General features: G+C 71.5%; 9 protein-coding genes. 2 read left to right on the top strand and 7 right to left on the bottom strand.

Annotated elements, in window-relative coordinates; genetic code table 11:
- Positions 1–55: 55 nt before the first annotated feature.
- From E1288_RS42595 to E1288_RS42585, 3 genes are all read right to left on the bottom strand, one after another.
- Positions 56–9,124, bottom strand: coding sequence for a WXG100-like domain-containing protein (locus tag E1288_RS42595; RefSeq protein ID WP_132494495.1), 9,069 nt, complete (start codon positions 9,122–9,124; stop codon positions 56–58).
- 27 nt (positions 9,125–9,151) lie between these two features.
- Entirely contained in the window at positions 9,152–9,481 is a 330-nt protein-coding gene (locus E1288_RS42590; protein WP_132494493.1) for a hypothetical protein, read from the bottom strand.
- Between the two features lie 324 nt (positions 9,482–9,805).
- Positions 9,806–10,234, bottom strand: a complete 429-nt coding sequence (locus E1288_RS42585; protein WP_132494491.1) for a YbaB/EbfC family nucleoid-associated protein — start codon at positions 10,232–10,234, stop codon at positions 9,806–9,808.
- Positions 10,235–10,304: 70 nt separating this feature from the next.
- On the opposite strand from E1288_RS42585, the gene E1288_RS42580 reads away from it, so the two are divergent.
- Positions 10,305–11,582, top strand: a complete 1,278-nt coding sequence (locus E1288_RS42580) for a S8 family serine peptidase (RefSeq protein ID WP_235884205.1) — start codon at positions 10,305–10,307, stop codon at positions 11,580–11,582.
- Between the two features lie 374 nt (positions 11,583–11,956).
- On the opposite strand, the gene E1288_RS42575 is transcribed toward E1288_RS42580, so the two are convergent.
- From E1288_RS42575 to eccD, 4 genes are all read right to left on the bottom strand, one after another.
- The gene (locus E1288_RS42575; protein ID WP_132494487.1) at positions 11,957–12,247 is read right to left on the bottom strand and encodes a WXG100 family type VII secretion target; all 291 of its coding nucleotides are present in this window, start codon (positions 12,245–12,247) and stop codon (positions 11,957–11,959) included.
- Positions 12,248–12,314: 67 nt separating this feature from the next.
- Positions 12,315–12,653 (bottom strand): WXG100 family type VII secretion target, encoded by a 339-nt coding sequence (locus E1288_RS42570; RefSeq protein ID WP_132494485.1) that lies wholly within the window; start codon positions 12,651–12,653, stop codon positions 12,315–12,317.
- 141 nt (positions 12,654–12,794) lie between these two features.
- Entirely contained in the window at positions 12,795–14,225 is a 1,431-nt protein-coding gene (gene eccB / locus E1288_RS42565; protein ID WP_132494483.1) for a type VII secretion protein EccB, read from the bottom strand.
- A 159-nt stretch (positions 14,226–14,384) separates the two neighbouring features.
- The gene (gene eccD / locus E1288_RS42560; protein WP_132494481.1) at positions 14,385–15,785 is read right to left on the bottom strand and encodes a type VII secretion integral membrane protein EccD; all 1,401 of its coding nucleotides are present in this window, start codon (positions 15,783–15,785) and stop codon (positions 14,385–14,387) included.
- Between the two features lie 258 nt (positions 15,786–16,043).
- Here eccD and eccCa point away from each other — a divergent pair, with 258 nt between their 5' ends.
- Positions 16,044–20,009 carry a type VII secretion protein EccCa gene (eccCa, locus tag E1288_RS42555; RefSeq protein WP_165968563.1) on the top strand — a complete coding sequence of 1,322 codons (3,966 nt, stop codon included), beginning with the start codon at positions 16,044–16,046 and terminating at the stop codon, positions 20,007–20,009.
- Positions 20,010–20,229 lie beyond the last annotated feature (220 nt).

The following is a 20,229-nucleotide window of genomic DNA, read 5'->3' as shown; positions in this document are numbered from 1 at the left end:
TAGTAGGATGTATACACTCCAAGGTCCCTGTGTATGGATTTTTTTTTTTTTTTTTTTAGATGTGTATAAGAGACAGGGGCGGGGTGCCTTGCTGCACCACCTGGCCATCGCCGGTGATGCGGAACCGGGTGGTCGAGCCGTCGGGCGCCGCGACCGACAGGTCGACCTCGACCGCGGCCCGCTCGTCGAAGGACAGCTCCGCTGCCAGCCCGCGCGCGAGTTCGACCGGGTCCAGTCCCATCCCGTGGGGCATCAGGTCCAGTCCGGTCGGCAGCTCCCAGCGCTGCCCGGTGAGCTCCGACGCCGCCGCCAGGATCTCGTCGACCAGCCGGTACCGGGACGACGAGGCGGCGTCGAAGCGCGCCATCCAGGCCCGTTCCCGAGCGATCGCGTCGACGCTGCTCCCGGGGTCCTGGACGAGCATGGCGCGCACCTCGTGGAACGCGTCGTGCCAGCGCTGAACCGCGTCGTCGAAGCGCTCCCGTCCCGCCGTGGCGAGTTCTTCCCGCGCCTGCGGCACCGCCGTCGCCGCGCGCTCCAGCTCGTCGACCGCGTCCCGCAGCTGCCGCACGCCGTCTTCGACCACCGGGTGCGGCGCGGCGCGGCCGATCTCGTCGAGGAATTCGCGCAGCTCCTCGGCCATCCGCTGGTGGTGCGCCACCAGGGCGGCCGTCTCGTCGCTGACCAGCCGGAGCTTCGCCCCGGGTCCGGCCAGCTCGGGATGCTGTTCGCGGACGTGCGCGGCGAGGGATCGGTGCGGCTGCTGCGGATCGTGGCCCGGGAGTTCCGCCGCCGACCGCATCGCGGCGTCCAGGTCGAACGCGTTCTGCTCGGCCGCCCGCTGCCGCCCGGCCAGCGCTCGCAGCACGCCCTTGAGCTTGCCTTCCGGCAGCTGCGATTCCTGGGTGAGCTCCCACGCCCGCTGCTCCATGAGGCTGCGCTGCAGCTCGGGCAGCAGCGTCGCGGGGATGTCGACGAGCACGTCCACCGGCTCGGCGTTGACCTCGACCCGGCGGAGCTGATCGCCCGGCAGCCCGGTGTCGGTCAGCTCCTGCACGGCGGCGGTGACCGAGAAGCGGGTCCGCAGCCGGACCAGCACGTGCGGCTCGTAGCTCTCGCCCTCCAGCTGCGTCCAGGAGCCGACCTGCGCGCTCGCGGAGCTGTCGACGGTGCTGCTCGCGTTCACGCCCGGGACGCCCCAACCGGCGGTCAGGTCGCCCGGTCCGACGTCGCTCTCGCTGCTCGGCAGCGTGCCGGAGAGCCCCGCCGATCCCGTTCTGCTCTGCCCGTGCCCGGTCGTGAGGTTCCGCTGCGCCCGCTTCAGGGTGTACGGCCCGTGGTCGCCGGGTTCGTAGCGGTGCAGCACCTCGAGGTCGAAGTTCCGCAGCTGCACGCCGACCGCCACGCTGTGCTGCGGCGACACCGCGAACTCGTCCACGATCTTCGGCCGTCCGTCGGACAGGTCCGCCCAGAGCGATTTGCCATGCCCTGGCGTGAACATCTGCTGCACGCCGCGGACGACGTTGTGCGCCTTGCGCAGGCCCAGCGGCCGCGCCCAGTCGGCGCGGAGCACCTGGCGGACGGCGGTTTCGGCCGACGAGAGCAGGTCGGTGAGGCTCCACTCGATGATGCGGCTCTCCGCCTCGGCGGGCAGTCCCGTCAGCCTGCGGAAGCCCGCGCGTTCGTGCGGGCCGAACGGCCGGTTGGCCCGGTGCATCGCGTACTTGAGGACCAGCGTTCCGTTCGAGGGCTTCGTGCGCGGCTGCGTTTCGCCGGTCACCGCGCTCTTCACGGTGCCGAGCAGGCCGACCGGCACCTCCTGGAGCCGCGCGGTGAACAGGCTCTTGGCGGGGCGCTCGAAGCGGACCAGTCCGCTGCCGTCGAGCACGCCGGGCTCGTTGACCTCGGCGTGCGAGGCGGACAGGCTGGTGCGCTGGCTGCCGCTGCCGCCGACGCTCCCGGTCTCGCCGACGTCGCCGATCGGCGAGTCCTGCGTCTCGCTGAGATCCCCGGACACGCCGGCGGTGTCCGTCGTGCTGTGCGTGATCCTGGCGTTGGCCCGGTGGCGGTAGCCGACCGCCGCGACCGCGCCCGGTTCGGTGCCGACGGCGGTGGCCGGGCCGGTCGGGACCACCTCGTAGGTCAGCGAAAGCCGCATCCACCGGCCGTTCTTGCGGACCAGCCCGGTGAACAGGTCGGTGCCGCCGTCGGCGAGCGCCTGCCGCTGCGTGTTGTTCAGCGCCGGGCCGGGCGCCAACGCGCCGCGCAGCCGCTCCTCCAGCCCGGTCGTCTCGGCCACGTCCTGGCCGAGCTCGGACAGCAGGTCCAGCGCGTGCTGCAGCGGGCGTCCGTCGCTCGACCGCCAGCCGCTCACCAGACCGGGGCCGATGCCGCTGCCGGTCACCGGGCGGTCCGGGTCGCGGTGGTACTCCGGCGGCCGGAACCTGTTGCCCAGCACCACTTCCTCGTCGGTGTCGTGCAGCAGGCGCGCCAGTTCGGCGAGCGCGTCCGCGTCGCCGGTGTCGGCGGAGGCCCGCGAGTTCGGGTACTCCGCCAGCACGCGATCCACCAGCCGCCGGTCGATGTCCGCGCCTTCCAGCCCGAGTTCGGCGGCCCGCCGCTGCACGGCGCGGGCGGCGACCCTGCGGTCCAGCGGCAGGTCGCCGTTCTCCCAGGCCGTCAGCATTTCGTCGACCATCGCGGCCGGGACGGCGTCCACGACGAGTTCCAGCCCGTTGGCGTAGAACTCCATCACCTGCTGGGCGGTCAGCACGAACTGGAACCGGCCCGGCACGGTCTCGCTGCCGATGGCGGCCGGCAGCACCCGGGCCGCCGCGGCTTCGCCCGCCGCGACCGAGATGTTCAGGTCGGCCTCGAAGGTGAGCGCGTCGAGGTAGGCCGTGATGAGGTTCTCGTCGTCGCCGCCGGAGCGCCCGCGCTGGACGGTCGTCCCGTCGGCGCGGCCGCCGGAGGCGCCGGCGTTCGAGTCCATGCCCGCCAGCACGCCCGGGTCGGCGGCCGAGGCCGTGGTCCCGTCCGCGCGGCCCGCGCGGAAGTCGTGCCCCGGCTGGGAGAGCGCCAGCGGGCCCGTGCCGACGCCTTCCAGCCGGTTCAGGACGCGCAGGCCGGTGGGCCGGGCCGTGATCAGCGCCCGGCCCCGCACCTGCCCGTGCGGGTCGCGGGTCCGGATCAGTTGGCCGTCGGAGAGCCATTCGCCCGCGTGCGCGAGCGCCGTCGCGTTGCTGGTGTCCACCCAGGCCGCGGTGGTCGGCATCCGGCTGCGCACCGCCGCGTCCAGGCCGCGGGCGTCGAGGTGCAGCAGCGACTGCATGGGGGTGAGCAGCTGCTCGAACTGCGCCTCGTCCTTGATGCGCACCGTGGGCCCGGCCTCGCGCGCGCCGTCCAGGCGCACGTCCGTCGGGGTGTAGATGTCCAGGACCTGATCGGCGATCTCCTTGCGCACCTGGTCGCCCGCGGCGTCGCGCACCGGGGCGCCGGTGGCGTCGACCACGCTCACGGTGAGGGTCAGCGGCACCCGCCACAGCGAGCTGCCGCCCCGGTACTCCAGCCGGGAGCCCGCGTTCTGCGAGTAGCTGAACGAGTCGGCCGCGCTGCTGCTGGGGCTGCGGCCCCAGATCATCCGGCCCAGCAGGGCGCTGGCCTCGCGGAGGCGGCTGCGCGCGAGCTCCATGCTGGTGCCGATCGAGGAACTGGTCAGCAGCGCGCTGACCCGCTGCGTCCGGCCGACGCGGCCGATCTCTTCGGCGCGCTCGGCCGCCCACCGCGCCTCGACCTGCACCCAGCGCAGCTCCACCTGCCCGGACCGGCCGCGGGTCTCGACCGGGATGCGGAAGCCGTCCTGCATCGCCTCGGCGAGCCACGTCTGCGCCTTCTCCTCGGTGAACTCGGCGAGGATCGCGTCCACGTCGCCGTACCGGTCGGCGAGCGCGGCGTGCAGGAACTCGCGCGCCTCCGGCACGCCGGTCAGCTGGACCACGCGGTCGAGCAAGGTGGGGCCGCTGTCCTGCAGCTGGCCGGGGTTGGGCCGGTGCGGCCGATCCGGCGGCGCCAGTCCTTTGTGGACCTCCGGCACTTCGCGCGTCGTGGTGAGCGGTCGGCCGTCGGCCGTGGTCTGCGCGCTTCCCCGCGCGTCGAGCACGAGTTCCTGCACGGTCGTGGTCGCGATCGCGCCGTCGGCGTCGTAGCGCAGGTCTTCGCGGCCGACCGGCAGCCCGTTGCGCGCCGCGTCCTGCGCCGCGAGCTGCACCCATCCCTGGCCCGTGACCTGCGTGATCCCCGGTTGGGCAGGCCGCTCGACCTCGATCTCCGTGGTCACCCGCACCCGGTAGGTGTGCTTGGGCCGGAAGTCGAAGTCCTCCATCGTCATGAAGTGCCCGGTGCTGGTGTTCGTGCCGGCGGAGGCGCTGCGCCCGAACATGTACCGGACGGCGGCGACCAGCTTCGGGCCGAGCGACGACCCGACCTGGAATCCCCTGGTCAGGCCGGTCGAATCGGCCGCGGTGCGGTAGGCCGCCCCGATCTGGCCGTGGCCCAGCTCCTCCCCGGCCGCGTGCGTCGGCGCGGCCGCGTCCCAGTGCACCCGCGACCGCAGCGTCACCTGGTGCGACGCTCCTCCGGGCAGGCCGACCTCGAAGCTGAAACCGCCCGGCCGCAAAGCGGTTCCGCTGCGTTCCTGCCGCTGCACGTGGTACAGCACCTGCGTGCGGACCGAGCCGTCGTCGCGCAGGTCGGCGGGGAGTTGCGCCAGGACGGCGTCCACCACGCGGCTGGTGTCGTCCAGGCCCGCAAGCCGACCGGCGCGGAGCAGATCGGCCTCGTCGCGCGTCGCGCCTTCGAAGACGACGGTTTCGCCGAGCGGCTGCTGGTGGGCCTCGTTCAGCCACACCTTCACCGGGCGGTCCGCGGCCACCTCGGTGCCGGCGCCTTCCTCGGCCCGGATCCAGAGCTTGACGTCCGTCAGGTCGTACTGGAGGACATCGCCGCGGAGCTGGTCGGAGGACGAGACGTGGCCGAGCTGCGCCACCGAGGCACCGTGCGAGTTGGTGGTGCTCCACCGGCCCTGCGGGTCGGCGTCGAGCGTCTCGCCCGACACCAGGCTCATCGGCACCTTCCCGGACAGCACGACCTGCCGGGCGCCCGAGGCGGCGTTGCCCAGCTCCGGCAGGCTCAGCAGCGTGGTCTGCCGCCTGAGGAGCTCGGCGTCGGTGCCCACCTGGGTGGCCTCGCCGAAGGTGATCCCGACGGAGAACAGCTGACCGTCGAGCGCGAGCGTCCGCCCGTTCTCGTTGAACAGGTCCGGGAACGCGGCCAGCAGCAGGTGGTTCAGCTCGGCCGGGGTCAGCCCGTCGACGCCCTGCTGGGCCAGCCACGCCACGGCCTCCGACATGCCCGGCAGCTCCCGGTCCACCGGCGCGGCGTGCGCGAGCGCGACCTCCGATGGCTTTCCACCGGGTGCGCTGGGCGGAGCGCTTGGTGCACCGGGTCCTGCCGCATTGGCGCCGCGACCCGGCAGGCCCTCGTGCATCGCGCGCAGTCCCGCCTCGACCTGGGAACGCATCTGATCCGGTGTCTCCGCTGCGGAAACGCGCACCTCGCCGAGGTCCACCTGGCGCAGGGTGCCGGTGCCGTCGTCGAGCCAGGCCGGGGCGCGCACGTGGACCTCGCCCGGCCCCAGGCCCGGGTCGACCGCGAGGTCGGCCGCCACATCGGTGCCGGATTCGCCGTAGTGCACCAGCAGAGTCCCGTCGGGCTTGCCCGCTATCGCGACGGCGTCGGATTCCGCGGTCGCGGCCGTCGTGCTGGACTGGCGGCGGGCGATCTCCTCCTGGAGCAGCTGCTCCGCGTCCTCGCGCGAGCCTGTGTTCCCGGGTTCGACCCGCACTGTGCGGGGAGCCGCCTGCCAAACGTCGCCTTTCGTCGTCGCGTCGCCGCGGACGGGGGCGTGGCCGTGCGCGGCTGCGAACTCGCCGGGCGCGAGGACCGGGGTGGTGGTGAGCAGGTACGCCATCGACTCCACCAGGCGTTTCCCACCGAGTTCCAGTGCCTCGGCCGCGTTCGACGTCGTGGTGGTGGAGATCCGGATCTCGGCCGGCGCGGTCTGGACGTAACCGGCCGGGGTCAGCTCGAAGCCGCCCGGCAGCACGTCGAACGCGCCCGCGGGCACGCCGTCGTCCAGGCCCAGCTTGACCTGGACCACCTGGTCGCCCGGGGCGTGCGCGGTGAAGATCCCGGTGTTCTCGTCGAAGGATCCGAGACCGCGCTCGACCAGGCTCGTGAGCTGGTCGGTCGGCCCCTGGCGGGCGAGCTCCGGCGAGCGGACCGGGTCGGCCGGAGCCTCCGGCGGTTCCAGGCGGACCTGCTGCGCCTGCGGGACCGGGCCGGGCTCGCGCAGCGCGGGCGCGGGCTGGGCGGGTGCGGTTTGGGCGGCGGTTTCCGGGGCGGAGGTGTCCGGCGCTTTGGTCTCGACGGTTTCGGTTTTCCCGCTCTGCTCGGCGGTTTCGGAGCCTGAACCGTCCGGTGTGGACGGTTGTCCGGACTCCGCTGGGGCACTGTTGTCCGGTTGCGCGACCTCTGACGTGGACGTCCCGGGGTTTCCAGGTGCCGAGCTGTCGGGTGTACCCGTCTCTGCGGTACCGGCCCCCGATGTCTCGGTTCCGGAGGTGTTCGTGGCTTGCGACGTGCCAGCGGGGTTTCCGGTCTCGGTCGCACCGGCCGGATCGGCGTTCTCCGTCGTTCCAGCAGAAGTAGTGGTCTCGGCGGCCGGAGTACCAGTCCCTGTCTCGCTTGCCGTGCTGCCCGGGAGGTTCCCGGTCTCGGTTGCGCCGGACGGATCGGCGTTCTCCGTCGTTCCAGCAGAACTACCGGTCTCGGCGGCCGGAGTACCAGCCTCTGCCTCGCCTGCCGTGCTGCCCGGCAAGTTCCCGGTCTCGGTCGATCCGGACGGACCAGCGGGGTTTCCGGTATCCGGCGAACCTGCCGGGTTCGCCGCCTCCGGCGTTGTGGTGTTGCTGCCGGGCTCTCCTGGGCTGGTGGGACGCGTTCCGGTATCCGGGCTCGCTTCCGGACTTTCCGCCGTGTTCCCGGAGCTTGGGCGGCCGGACTCGGCCGCACCCGAATCCGGCCGCCCGGCTTCCGGCGCACCCGTTTCGGTGCTGCCGGAGCCCGGCCTGCCGGCCTCGGAAGTCCCGGCCTCAGGGATCTGTTCTCCTGATTCCGGTGCGGTTTCCCCGGGCTTCTCGCCGTTCTCCCGGCCGCCGCCGTTCTCGCCGTCCGCCCCGTCGTCGGCGCCGGACGTGGAAGGGCCCGAACCTCCGTTGCCCGAGCCGCCACCCGAACCCGCCGAGCCGCCCGCAGCTCCACCACCGGGGCGCGCCCCGCCGGGGCCCTGCCCCGCATTGGACCCACCGGAACCCGACGCGCCGCCGGAACCGGCGCCTCCCGCGCCTGCCGCCGGGCCGGTGGCATGAGTGCCGCCCATCGAGCCGTTCCCTGCCGGAGCAGCGGCGGGTCCGTCTCCCGCGGGCGTGAGCGCCGGGGCCTGGCCGCCCGCGGGCGACGCGGCCGTGGCGGGATCTGCGATGAAGTTCGTCAGGTTCGGGGCTTGGCCGGTGCTGATCACCGACATCAGGTCGAAGGCCTCGGTGACCTCGTGGAAGCTGCGCTCGCCGATGCGCTGCTCCCACACCCCGCCGAGCGCGCCGCCCAGCGCCGCCTGCCCGATGCCCTCCGCGGTGATGCCCTCTCCTCCGAAGAGCCGGCCGGCGCCGCCCGGCGAGGTCACCGCCGTGGCACCGACGAGCCCGGCCACGCCACCGGCCGCGCCGAGCGCCACGAATCCCGAAGTCTTGCTGGCCAGCCCCAGCGGAGCACCGCCGAGGCTCGCGCCGACGAAGGCCGCCGCGGTGGATCTCGGGTTGTAGGAGTACCGGCCGTCGGTCTCCAGCACGGTCTTGACCTGGGCGAACACGTCCGCGCCGATGCCGAACTTGAGAGCGCTCTGCAGGCCGTAGCCCACCACCCGCTGTCTCAGGATGTTGCCGGTCGTGAACGCCTTGGTGCCCGTTCTGGTGGCCACCCCGCGCTCGAAGGCCCTGCGCACGGCATCGTCGACCTGCCCCGCCTGCCGCCTGCTCAGCGCCGACGCGAACGGTACCGGTCGCCCTGCGAGCTTTGCCGCGATCTGCTTCTCGACCGCCTGCCGCATGGCGGCGTTCTTCCGAACGCTCTTCGCCGCCGCCCTGCGCAGGGCCGGCGTGCTCGCGGTGCGGGCGGCGTCCATCGCCAGCTCGCGCATGATCCGACCGGACTGCTGGCGCGCGGCCGTGCGCGCGAGCTGCCTGCCGAGCGCTTTGCCACCGGCGGTCTGCCCGATCCTGGTCGCCGTGCGTCCGGCCGCCGTCGTGCCCAACCTGGCGAACGTCCGGCCGCCGAGCTCCGCCGCTGCGGTCCCGGCGCGCATTCCCAGCTTCCGCAGGGTCTGCTGGATGAAGATCGCGCCGACGCGCTGCAACGCCTTCTCGACGGCCACGCGGATCGCGTTCCTCGCCACGATGATCGCCGGCGGGACGGTGACCATGGAGGCACCCCAGGTGGGCACCGCCGCGATCGCCGCCCGGATCACCTCGTAGCACAGGAGCAGCAGGCTGGCCTGGAAGGCGCTCTTGGCCAGCACCACGCTGTTGTTGAAACTGAAGGCCCCCTGCGCGTACGAACCGGCCGTGGTGACGTAGTCGTTCGCAGCCTGGGAAAGCTTCATCACGGCCATGTTCATCGTGGGTGCCGCGATGCCGCCGTTCCAGCCGGCGGTGACCTCCTCCGCAGCTCGCTGCGCTTCCCGGAGGAAGTCGACGGCGCGCTCGGCCTCCTCCACCCACGCCTTGCCCAGCTCCGCCGACAGGTTCTCGTCGGCCTCCGGGTAGTCACCGATGAGCAGGCGGAAGACGGAGCTCAGCCGCGGCAGCACGATGGGCGAGTGAAACCAGGACCGAAGCCACTCGTTGAGCTCGTCGATGTACACGTCCATCTGCTCGCCGAAGTCCACCACGCCCTGCGCGAAGGCGTCGAGCGCATCGGAGGCACCCTCGCCGATGCCGCCGTCACCCAATGCGGACCTCCGCGGCCGAACCCGCCATCACGCCTCGACGTTCCGGTGCTGGTCGGCGAAGTAGTCGTCCACCGTGCCGTAGCTGCCCAGCGCTTCGATGCCGTTCTCCGCGATGATCTTCAGCTGACCGGCCAGGTGCGCGCGGTTCTCGAACACCGCGTCGGAATCCGGGAAGTTCGCCTTCCCCTGCTGGCCGATGCGGTCGTTGCCGAAGGTCCGCGGGTTGTCCATCAGCTCCGCGATCCGCTCCTTGCTCGCGTCCGCCCCGCCCTTGTAGGCCGCGCCGAGCGCGCCGAGCCGCCTCAGCAGCGCTGCGACCGCCTCCGGGCCGCCGTTGACGTTCAGCGCGTCGCTCATGACTGGTCCGCCTCTCCGCGATTCACAGTTCCGCCTCTCCGCGATTCACAGTTGTGGTTACGTCCCGGGTCAAACCCGCGTTTCGCGGTTTCTTGTGGCTGGGTTGCGTCACGGTCCCCTGGGGTGCGGTTGAGGAGGACTGAGGTTGACACAGGGCTACTCATGGCTGGTCCGCCTCTCCGCGATTCACAGTTCCGCCTCTCCGCGATTCACAGTTGTGGTTACGTCCCGGGTCAAACCCGCGTTTCGCGGTTTCTTGTGGCTGGGTTGCGTCACGGTCCCCTGGGGTGCGGTTGAGGAGGACTGAGGTTGACACAGGGCTGCTCATGGCTGGTCCTCCCGCTCCGCGTAGCGCTCTGCGTCGCTGCGCATCAGGTCTGCGAAGTGGTCGTCGAAACCGAGGTCCTCGCGCGACTGCTCGGCGCGGATCTCGGCCAGCTCGGGCGGCATCTGCTCGGCCATGATCTCCTGCACCTGCTCGGTGACCTGGGCGACCGCGTCCCGGCTGGCCTGCAGGATCATCGCGGTCAGCGCGGCGGCGTTGGGCTGCCGGAAGACGCGCGGATCGATCACCAGGTCGACGAGTTGACCGCGCGGGCCGACCACGACCTTCACCATGCGGTCCGGCGACCACGCCACGCCGAGCTGGCTCATCATCCTCCGCTGGGTTTCCGGGATCCGGCGGGCCGTCTGCTGCAGCTGTTCCAGCAGGTCCCGGTAGACCGGATTCACCGACATGGGCTCAAATTCCACGGCAGCACCCCGAATTCATCGCACCGAAAACGTGGACAACTCGCGCGGTACACCGGCTAACATCCCCGGCGTGTACGCGAAACGCAGCTTGCGAACGCTGCTCGCCGCTGCCGTCGGCAGTCTCGGCATCCTGCTGATCGACCCGTCCGCCGCCCAAGCGCAGCAATGCGTCGGCGCCGGCCAGGCGACCAGCCCGGTGCCGTGGGCCCAGCAGGTCCTCACCCCGGAACGGCTTTGGCCGCTGACGTCGGGCTCCAAGCAGCGGGTCGCCGTCGTCGGCACCGGCGTGTCGAGTCCGTTGCTGGACGGCAAGATCGCGGCGAGCGTCGACCTCAGCCCGCCGTCGCGGACCGGGGCCAGCGGCAAGCCGGACTGCCTCGGCCTGGGCACCGCCGTCGCCGGCGTCATCGGCGCGAAGGAGACCAGCGAGCACGGATTCCACGGCGTGGCACCGAAAACGAAGCTGCTGACCGCGAAGGTCGTGGGCGATTCGTTCCCGCAGGGCACGCAGCCGAACGACTCCGTGGCGCCGGACCCGCTGGCGGCCGGGATCAACTGGTCCGTGGACCAGGGCGCGACCATCATCACCGTGGCCGCCGTGTCCTATCAGGACAGTCCGGCGCTGCGGCAGGCGACGAAGCGGGCCCTGGACGCCGACGTCGTGGTGATCGCCGCTGCCGGTCGCGCCGAGCAGAACGATCCGCCCGGCATCGCCCCGTATCCCGCCTCGTACGAAGGAGTTCTCTCGGTCGGGATGATCGGGGAGGACGGCATGGTGGCGGCCGACACGCACGCGCCGCGCGTCGACCTGGTCGCCCCGGGCGCCGAGGTCACGGCCGCCTACCCGGACGGCGGGGTCGGCCCAGCGACCGGCACCGAACTTGCCGCGGGCTACGTCGCCGGAACCGTCGCGCTGCTGCGGGACTACCGGCCGCAACTGTCCAATGAGGAGGTCGTCCAGCGGCTGCTGGCGACCGCGTCGCCGGCGCCGGAGGGCGTCGGCAGCAGGAACTACGGCCACGGTCTCATCAACCCGTACCAGGCGGCGGTGGCGAACCTGGTCGACGGCCACCCGACCACGCTGGCACCGGCCGATCCCGGTGTCCCGACCGCCGAGGAGCTGGCCCGGCAAGCGGCTTGGCAGCAAAGCGATTCCCTCGCCTACGGCCTGGTCGCGGTGGGCGTGTCGGCGGCGGTGGTGATGACCGCCGTGGTGGTGTTCGGGCCGCGCGGCCGGCGCCGCCGCTGGCGGTCCGGCATCGCCGAAGCCCCGGTCGACCGCCCCGAGGACGAGCTCCCGGAGCCCCCGGCCGACCTCTTCGACGACCGGCCGAAAACCGGCGTCTGAACCCAAGTCCAGCCCCTCCAAGTTCTGTTGCACGGCAAGCGGATCGCGTGAGTCCGCGAGCGGAGCCCAACGGCGCGGCCGGCGTTCTCATACCCGGCGACCGCATCGAGCACCACGGCGCAGAACTCCGCCACGGTGGCGACTCCCCGTTCCTCGCCGGAGACACCAGTGCTCATGCCTTCCGCGAAGTGGAACGCTGCTCTCGAATCTCCCGATTTTGCCTAAAATTGGGCGCACCTTCGCCGGGCTCCGAGGCATCCAATTTTAGGCAAAATCGGAAACCAAGATCACCTCGCGCCGTGGTGGCGCGGATCGTGGGCGGCTCCGGCCGGAACCGCCCACCGCACCACCGCATCCGCCCGCGAAGCGGCGGGTCAGGCGTTGAACAGGTTGGAGGCGCGGATGTCCGTCGCGAGCATGTCGTCGCTGGCCTGCGTGGTCAGCTGACCCGTTCGCACCTGTGCGTCGCCCAGCGCGTTGGCCTGGACGTCCCACTTGGCCTCCGCCGTGTCGAACGCGTCCGCCGCCGCACCGTTCCAGTCCTCGGCGAGGATGGCCTTCGCCTTGGTCTTCAGATCGTCGAACAGGCTCTTCATCTGGCCCGCGGCGGTGACGGTGTTTCCACCGGTGTCGCTGATCGAGCCGAAGCCGTACTTGATCGTCATCGTGTCGCCCTTCCCTCAGGCAGAAGTTCTGAACCGCACTGGCCTTGCGCTGCCGGACGATTTCCGGTCACAGGCGGGAAAAGTTGCCCATTCCCGTGTCTCCGGTGCCATCCACTGCGTTGAGCAGTTGCTGGTAGTCCTCGTCCTGCTGGCCGACCATCTGGGTGGTACCGGCCACGCCCTGGGCCAGGTCGACGAGGATCTGCGAGAGGTTCTTCCAGATCTGCTCGAACTCCTGCTGCTTGGAGACGGCGGCCGTCGATGCGCCACCCATCCACGCGGCGCCGGCGATGGACATGTAGTCCCCGCTGATCTGCCTGATCAGGCTGCTCGCGTTGTCGTACGTGTCGCCGATCGCGGTCTGCAGCTGCGTCGTCTGTTCCGGTGTTAGCTTGAGATCGGGCAACTCCGGTCACCTCTCCAGGTGGGCAGTGGTTTGCCCAAAGGCTATTCCGGTTCGCTGCCAGATCCCGGATAGCCGGAAATCGCGGCTGCCAAGGCGATTTCGCAGGTCACACCCGCGAATGCGGGGCTGCCTGCGGGAGAACTACGGGAGCGCCGACGCGGTCTGCAGCGCCGCCGCCGGGTCCAGCGTCGGGCCGGCCGGGATCCGCTGCACGAGCTCGGCGGGCATCGACACGGCGTCGGCCGGGCTGAAGCCGAGCACCTCCAGCACCGCCTCGGACGGCACCGGGAAGCGCAGGCCCAGGTCGGTGACGATGTGGTACGACCCGGCCGGATCGGTCGCCGAAGCCTTGGCCCGGACGACCACCACGCCGCCGGCGGGGACCAGCACCCGGTCCGCCAGCTTGGTGCCCTCCGGCGTTTCCGCGCTGGTCGCGATGCCCGCGTCGAGCACCCCGGCGTCGCCGCCCAGCGTGATCTCCGGTGCGGTGGCGGCATCCAGCGTCCGCGCGCACAGCGTGGCCCGGCGTTCGGCCGGCACCGGAGCGAGTTCCGGCACGTCAGCGGGCTTCGCCGATTCCCCGCTGGGGGCGGACAGCGCGTTGGTGACCGGCGCCGAGTTCGCCACCGACGGCGCGATCGCCACCGGCTCCACCGGGTACTGGCCGCGCACGATGCGCACCTGCAGCTCGGTCAGCGGCGCCAGCCCGTCCGAACGCACCAGGTAGTACTGCTCCCGATCGCCGATGGGGTGGTGCACCAGGTCGCCGACCCGGTGGCCGCTGAGCACTGTGGACGGTGCGCCGAAGTCGTCGATGGTGATCGGGGCGATGTCCTGCCCGGCCGGAAGCCCGTTCAGCCAGGCCGTTCCGGCGTCCAGCACCACGGCCTGCGGCCCGAAGATGGCGCGGATGACCTGCTCCGGCTTGACCGTGTCATCGGGGTTGCCGACGATCCGGTACCGGTGGTTGCGCCAGATCAGGTAGTTCATGTGGTCCTTGGCGTCCCGGGCCAGCACCGCCCGCTGTTCCAGCGGCAGCCCGCCCGCGAGGGAGCCGCCGACGAACAGGGTGCTGGTGGTGATCGGCCCGCCGGCGGCGTTGCGCCCCGGGACCGAGCACATCGTCCACCCGTCCTTGAGCGCGAACTGGGCTTCCGGCAGGGAGTCCGGCGCACCCGGGATGCCGACCACCGCGCGCCGCGGCACGCCGGTCAGGCTCTTGCCCGACACCCGGTGCACCTTGGCGTCCTTCTTCCCGGCCAGCAGCTTGGACGAGGTGAAGTTCAGGGTGGGCTGCAGGGCGCCCTGCCGGTAGACGTAGCTCGCGCCGGTCTCGCGCTCGACGACCACCGACCCCTCGGCCTGCCAGGCGTTGCCGCCGACGCCGGTGAACACGCCGTAGACGCCGAAACCGGCCGCGACCAGCACCGCGATCATCACGCCCGCGAACGCGGCGCCGACGCCGCGGCGCAGCGGCGTCAGCTCGGGATCGGTCTCGCGCACCACCAGCGCGGACACGACCCGCTGCATCATGAACTGGTACGCCTGCAGCTGGTCTCGACGATTAGCCACGGTTCAGCCCCGTCTCCCGAGTTCGAGCACGTCTGAGGCGACGTTCCGGCAGGTCAGGTCCCGTGTGCACTTTTTGCTGCCATAGCAGCACAAAGTACGCACGGCCCGTGACCGGCGGGAACACCGCGAAACTCCAGAAACCACCACGGCTTCCCCGCCTCAACCGATGGAAGCCATGAGGCTTTGGACGTAGGTGAAGAAGCCGGTGATGTAAGCCGCGTACGGGATCAGCGTCAGGATCGCCAGGACGTCCGTCCAGTCGGCGATGCGGCCGAGGTGCGGCGACGGGGTCCGCCGCGCGTACACCACGCCCGCCGCCCCGACCAGCAGTGCGACGATCACCAGCCCCAGCAGGGAAAGCGCGAGTCCGAGGGTGCTTCCGAAGCCCGTGATCAGGCTGCCGGCGAATCCGGCCGCCACCGCCAATCCGGCCACCAGCAGCGGGATTCGCTGCCGCGGGATCGGGAACAGCCGCGACCGCAGCAGCAGCGCGGCGGCGGCCAGCGCGAGCATGGTCAGGCGGGCAGCGCCGCCGTGCGCGAGCAGCGGCGGAACGCAGAACGCCGCCGCGACGGCCAGGCCCAGCAGGAGGCCGGTGAGGATCTCGTCGGTGCGGCGCGCCGCGGCGAAGACCGTCGACGTCGGCGCCGCCGGCTTGTCGGCGAGCATGTCGGCCGCGCGCTGCGGGAGTTCCGGCACCGGCAGCCGTCCGAGCCGGGTCGCCAGCAACGGATATCCCGGCAGCAAAGCGATTCCCGCGGTCAGCACCACTGCCGCCGCAGCGTCCGCGCCGAGCCAGCCGCCGAGCGCCGCGCCCAGCGTGCCGAGCAGCCCGATCGCGATCGCGGCCACGAACGCGCGGGCAACGGCTGCGACGCCGACGTAGCCGGAGATGCCGAACACCAGCAGCGACACCGTGCCGACCAGCAGCTGCGCGCTGCCGAACTGCAACAGCCCGACGTGCGCGGGCGCGGTGATCAGCAAACCACCCAAAAAGGCATACGGCAGGCCACATCCGGCGAACAACGCACCCGCGCGGGCGTCCGGCACCGCGCGCGCGACGACGATGCCGAGCGCCGTCAGGACCACCGCGGCGGCCAGCATGACAAGCCCCGGAGCCAGCCAAGGTCCCCGGAACAGCAACGTGATCAGGTTGCCGCCGAGCAGCAGCGCAGCGGCGACGACCAAACCGCAGCGCCGGGTCGCGACCCGGCCCCAGCTTCGTCCATTTCGCCTAGCGCCGCTGGCAATTGTTTCCACCAGATCGTCGTATTCGATTTCCGGCCATTCGGACTGACCCGGAACCAAATGGAGCACTTCGCCGTCGCGAATTTCCTGCGCACCCAGGGTTTGCCGCGGGTCGAGCCGTTCCCCGCATGCGCGGCGCAACGCCCAACCGCCGTGCCGTTCACCGGCATCCGCCGCGTCGTCCCCGGCGTGGCGCAGGATGTAGGGCAGCAGCTCGGCGACTGCGACATCCTCGGGCAACGCGACGTCGATTCCGCGCTTCGGCGTGGATATAGTGACTTTCGCCAGAGTGATGCCCAATGTGGACGACATGGCGCTCCTCCGGGAGAGGCGTGAACTCGAATTCTTCAGGAGTCTCTCATCGATGATCTGCTCGGCGGTGTCGATAACGTAACCTCGGACGCCACGGCGGTCCGGGATCTCCGTCTAATGTAGGTCCAAACGCACCGCGCTCGGGCCGCCGTCGGCGAGGCGACCCAGCGGAACTTCGCCAGCAGCGTAGCAATTCGGATCGCGGCAGCGGGATGGCGAGATCGCGCCCGCGCCGCAGGCGATCTGGAGGTCTCGGTTTTGGGAACGATCATCGTCCGGCGGCCGTTGCGGCGTCCTGCCCCGGACCTGCCCTCCGGCGAGCTGGTGCTCGACCCGCCGCCGGAGAACCCGCCACCGCCCGGCCGGAACTGGACGCGGGTGCTCATGGTGCTGCCGATGATGGCGGGCATGGCGGGCATGGCGCTGCTGATCGGCGCCGGTCGTTCGGGTCCGCTGATGTACGTCGCGGGCGGGCTCTACGGCGCCGCGATGCTCGGCATGATCGGCTTCCAGGTGATGAGCCAGGTCGGCCAGGGCGCCAGCAAGCAGGAGATGATCGCCGAGCGCCGGCGGTACATGCGGCGGCTGAGCCAACTGCGGGCGCAGGTGCGCGACACCGTGGAACGCCAGCGGCACGCGATGTTCTACCGGCACCCGAACCCCGACCAGCTGTGGTCCACCGCGCACAGCGCCCGATTGTGGGAGCGCCGCCCGAACGACTGGGACTACACCGTCGTCCGGATGGGGCTCGGCCCGCAGGAGCTGGCGACCCGCCTGGTGCCGCCGGAAACCCGCCCGGTCGACGAGCTCGAACCGCTGTGCGCGATGGCGCTGCGGAAGTTCGTCACCACCTACTCGACGGTGCCCAACCTGCCGGTCGCGGTGGCGCTGCGCGGTTTCTCCCAGATCTACGTGACCGGTGACCGCGAGGCCAAGCGGGCGTTCGCCCGCGCGGTGGTCGCGCAGCTGGGCACCTTCCACGCGCCCAGCAACGTGCTCACCGCGTTCTGCATCCACCCCGCCGAGCGCGACGCGTGGGACTGGGCGAAGTGGCTGCCGCACGCGCTGCACCCGACCAAGACCGACGCGGTCGGCCAGATCCGGCTGGTGGCACCCAGCGTCACCGCTCTGGAAGCGATGCTCGACGACGTGCTCGCGAACCGGCCCCGGTTCAACCCGGGTTCGATGCCGATCGAAGGCGCCGCGCACCTGGTGGTCTTCCTCGACGGCGGCGACACCTCCGGCTCCGAGCACCTGATGATCGAGGGCGGCGTCGAGGGCGTCACGCTGATCAACCTGGCCACCGACCCGCCGCGGGTGCTGGACGCGACCACGCTGGTCCTCGACATCGCCGCGGACGGCAGCCTCACCAGCCGCACCATGGACGGCACCGGATCCGTCGGCCGCGCCGACGCGTTCGACCTCGACGGCATGCAGGGCCTGGTGCGATCCCTCGCGCCGATGCGGCTTTCCGCGCTGTCCACCGGCGACCAGCCGCTGTCCGGCTCGCTAGAGCTCACCGACCTGCTGGGCCTCGGCGACCCGTACGAGTTCGAGCCGGCGAAGAACTGGACGGCCCGCTCCAACCGGGACAAGCTGCGGGTGCCGATCGGCATCACCGCCGACGGCCGCCCAATGGAGCTGGACCTCAAGGAATCCGCCCAGGACGGCATGGGCCCGCACGGCCTGCTGGTGGGCGCCACCGGTTCCGGCAAGTCGGAGCTGCTGCGCACCCTGGTGCTGGCGCTCGCGGTCACCCACGACTCGGAAGTCCTCAACTTCGTGCTCGTCGACTTCAAGGGCGGCGCGACGTTCACCAAGCTCGATCGCCTGCCGCACACCAGCGCCGTGATCACCAACCTCGCCGACGAGCTGCACCTCGTGGACCGGATGCTGGACGCGATCCAGGGCGAGCTGATGCGGCGGCAGGAGCTGCTGCGCAAGGCGGGCGACTACGCCTCCCAGCGCGACTACGAGCGCGCCCGCACCGCCGGGGCGCCGCTGGAACCGCTGCCGTCGCTGCTGGTCATCGTCGACGAGTTCTCCGAACTGCTCACCGCCCGGCCGGACTTCATCGACATGTTCGTCCAGATCGGACGCGTCGGCCGCTCGCTGGGCGTGCACCTGCTGCTGGCGTCGCAGCGCCTGGAGGAGGGCAAGCTGCGCGGCCTGGACTCGCACCTGTCGTACCGGGTCGGCCTGCGCACGTTCTCGGCGATGGAGAGCCGCGTCGTGCTCGGCGCGCCCGACGCCTACGAGCTGCCGCGCTCGCCCGGCAACGGTTTCCTGCGCTCCGGCACCGAAGAACTGCTGCGGTTCAAGGCCGCCTACGTCTCCGGCCTGCACCAGCGCGGCGTGGTCAAGCGCACCGACGACGAGGGCCGGCAGATCGACCCGGTGCAGGACTACTCCACCCGCTACCTGCGCCCCCGGGTCACCGACGAGCTGCCCGCGGAGACCACCGAGGCCGAGCAGGTCGGCGACACCCTGCTCGACGTGCTGGTGGACCGGTTGGAGGGGCAGGGCAAGGCGGCGCACCAGGTGTGGCTGCCGCCGCTGGACGAGCCGCCCACCCTGGACCAGCTGCTCGAACCGCTGGTCGTCGACCCCGAGCGCGGGCTGACCACCGGCAAGGAGGAGCTGCGGGGCAAGCTGCGCGCCGCGGCCGGCGTCATCGACCGGCCCTTCGACCAGCGCCGCGACCTGTGCTGGCTGGACCTCGCGGGCGCGGGCGGCAACGTGGTGGTCGTCGGCGGCCCGCACAGCGGCAAGAGCACCCTGATCCGCGGCATCATCGGCAGCCTCGCGCTCACCCACACGCCGGACGAGGTGCAGTTCATCTGCCTGGACTTCGGCGGCGGCGGGCTCACCGGCATGCGCGACCTGGCGCACATCGGCAGCGTCGCGACGCGGCGCGAGACCAACCAGGTGCGCCGCAGCATCGCCGAGGCGCTCGCGCTGCTGGCCGAGCGCGAGGCGCGGTTCGCCGAGCACGGCATCGACGGCATGGGCACCTACCGGCGGCTGCTGCGCGAGGGCCGGTTCCCGGAGGACCGCTTCGGCGACCTGTTCCTCGTCGTGGACGGCTGGATGACGCTGCGCAGCGACTTCGAGTCGCTGGAGCCCGCCGTCACGCAGCTGGTGAACCGGGGCCTGGCGTACGGCATCCACGTCATCGGCAGCTGCAACCGGTGGATGGACCTGCGGATGAACATGCGCGACGTGTTCGGCAGCCGCATCGAGCTGAAGCTGGGCGACGCGGTGGACTCCATGCTCGGCAGGCGGGAAGCGGCGAGCGTGCCCGAGCAGTCGCCGGGCCGCGGGCTCGCGCCCGACGCCGGGCAGTTCCTGGCGGCGGTGCCGCGGGTCGACGGCAGGTCCACCGCCGAAGAACTCTCCGACGGGGTGCGGCACTTCGTCGACTCGGTCAACGAGGCGTGGCCCGGCGACCGCGCGTCCGGCGTCCGGCTGCTGCCCGCCGAGCTGCCCTACGCGGCGCTGCCCGAGGCAGAGATCGCCTCGCCGCGCGGCATCGCGGTCGGCATCTCCGAGGCCGATCTGCAGCCGGTGCACCTGAACTTCGAGGTGGAGCCGCACCTGATGCTCTTCGGCGACGTGGAGTCCGGCAAGAGCACGTTCCTGCGGTCGCTGGCGCGCAGCATCATGACCCGCTACAGCCCGGAGCAGGCGCAAATCGCGGTGGTCGACTTCCGCCGCAGCCTGCTCGGCGTGGTGCCGGACGAGTACCTGGTCGGCTACGCCAGCGCGTCGAACGCCACCAAGGAGATGGTGCAGCTGACCATCCAGGCGATGCAGAAGCGGTTGCCGGGCCCGGACATCACGCCCGAGCAGCTGCGCAACCGCAGCTGGTGGCAGGGCCCGGAGCTGTTCATGCTGATCGACGACTACGACCTGGTGGCGCCGAACCCGCACGACAACCCGTTCACGAAGCTGCTGGACTTCATGACGCAGGGCCGCGACATCGGCCTGCACCTGGTGCTGACGCGCCGGGTCGGCGGCGTGGCGCGGGCGGTGTTCGACCCGGTGATCTCCCGGGTCCGCGACCTGGCCTCGCCGGGCATCCTGCTGTCGGGCAACCCGGAGGAAGGCCCGGTGTTCGGCAAGCTCAAGCCGGAACCGCTGCCGCCGGGCCGCGGCTGGCTGGTCACCCGAGCCCGGGGCAACGAACTCGTCCAGTTCGCGAACCTCCCGCCGGAGCACTGAGCGGCCTCGTGAGTGGCAATGGCTGTTCTGACGACCATCACCACTCACGAGCCACACCACCCCAGTCGTGAGTGGCAATGGTCGTTCCAGCGACCTGTCCTGTCTCAGGACCTCACGGACAGATCTGTCTCACGACGTCGTGGACAGTTTGTTGGTTGTGAGTCGTTGGTAGCGGACGCTGCGGTCCAGTGTCAGCGTCCGCACGACCGTGTCGTTGATC

It is taken from the genome of Saccharopolyspora elongata (genome assembly GCF_004348985.1).
GTDB classification, from domain to species: domain Bacteria; phylum Actinomycetota; class Actinomycetes; order Mycobacteriales; family Pseudonocardiaceae; genus Saccharopolyspora; species Saccharopolyspora elongata.
Note: the sequence above shows the minus strand (reverse complement) of the source record. Positions and strands in the feature narration are given on the sequence as shown.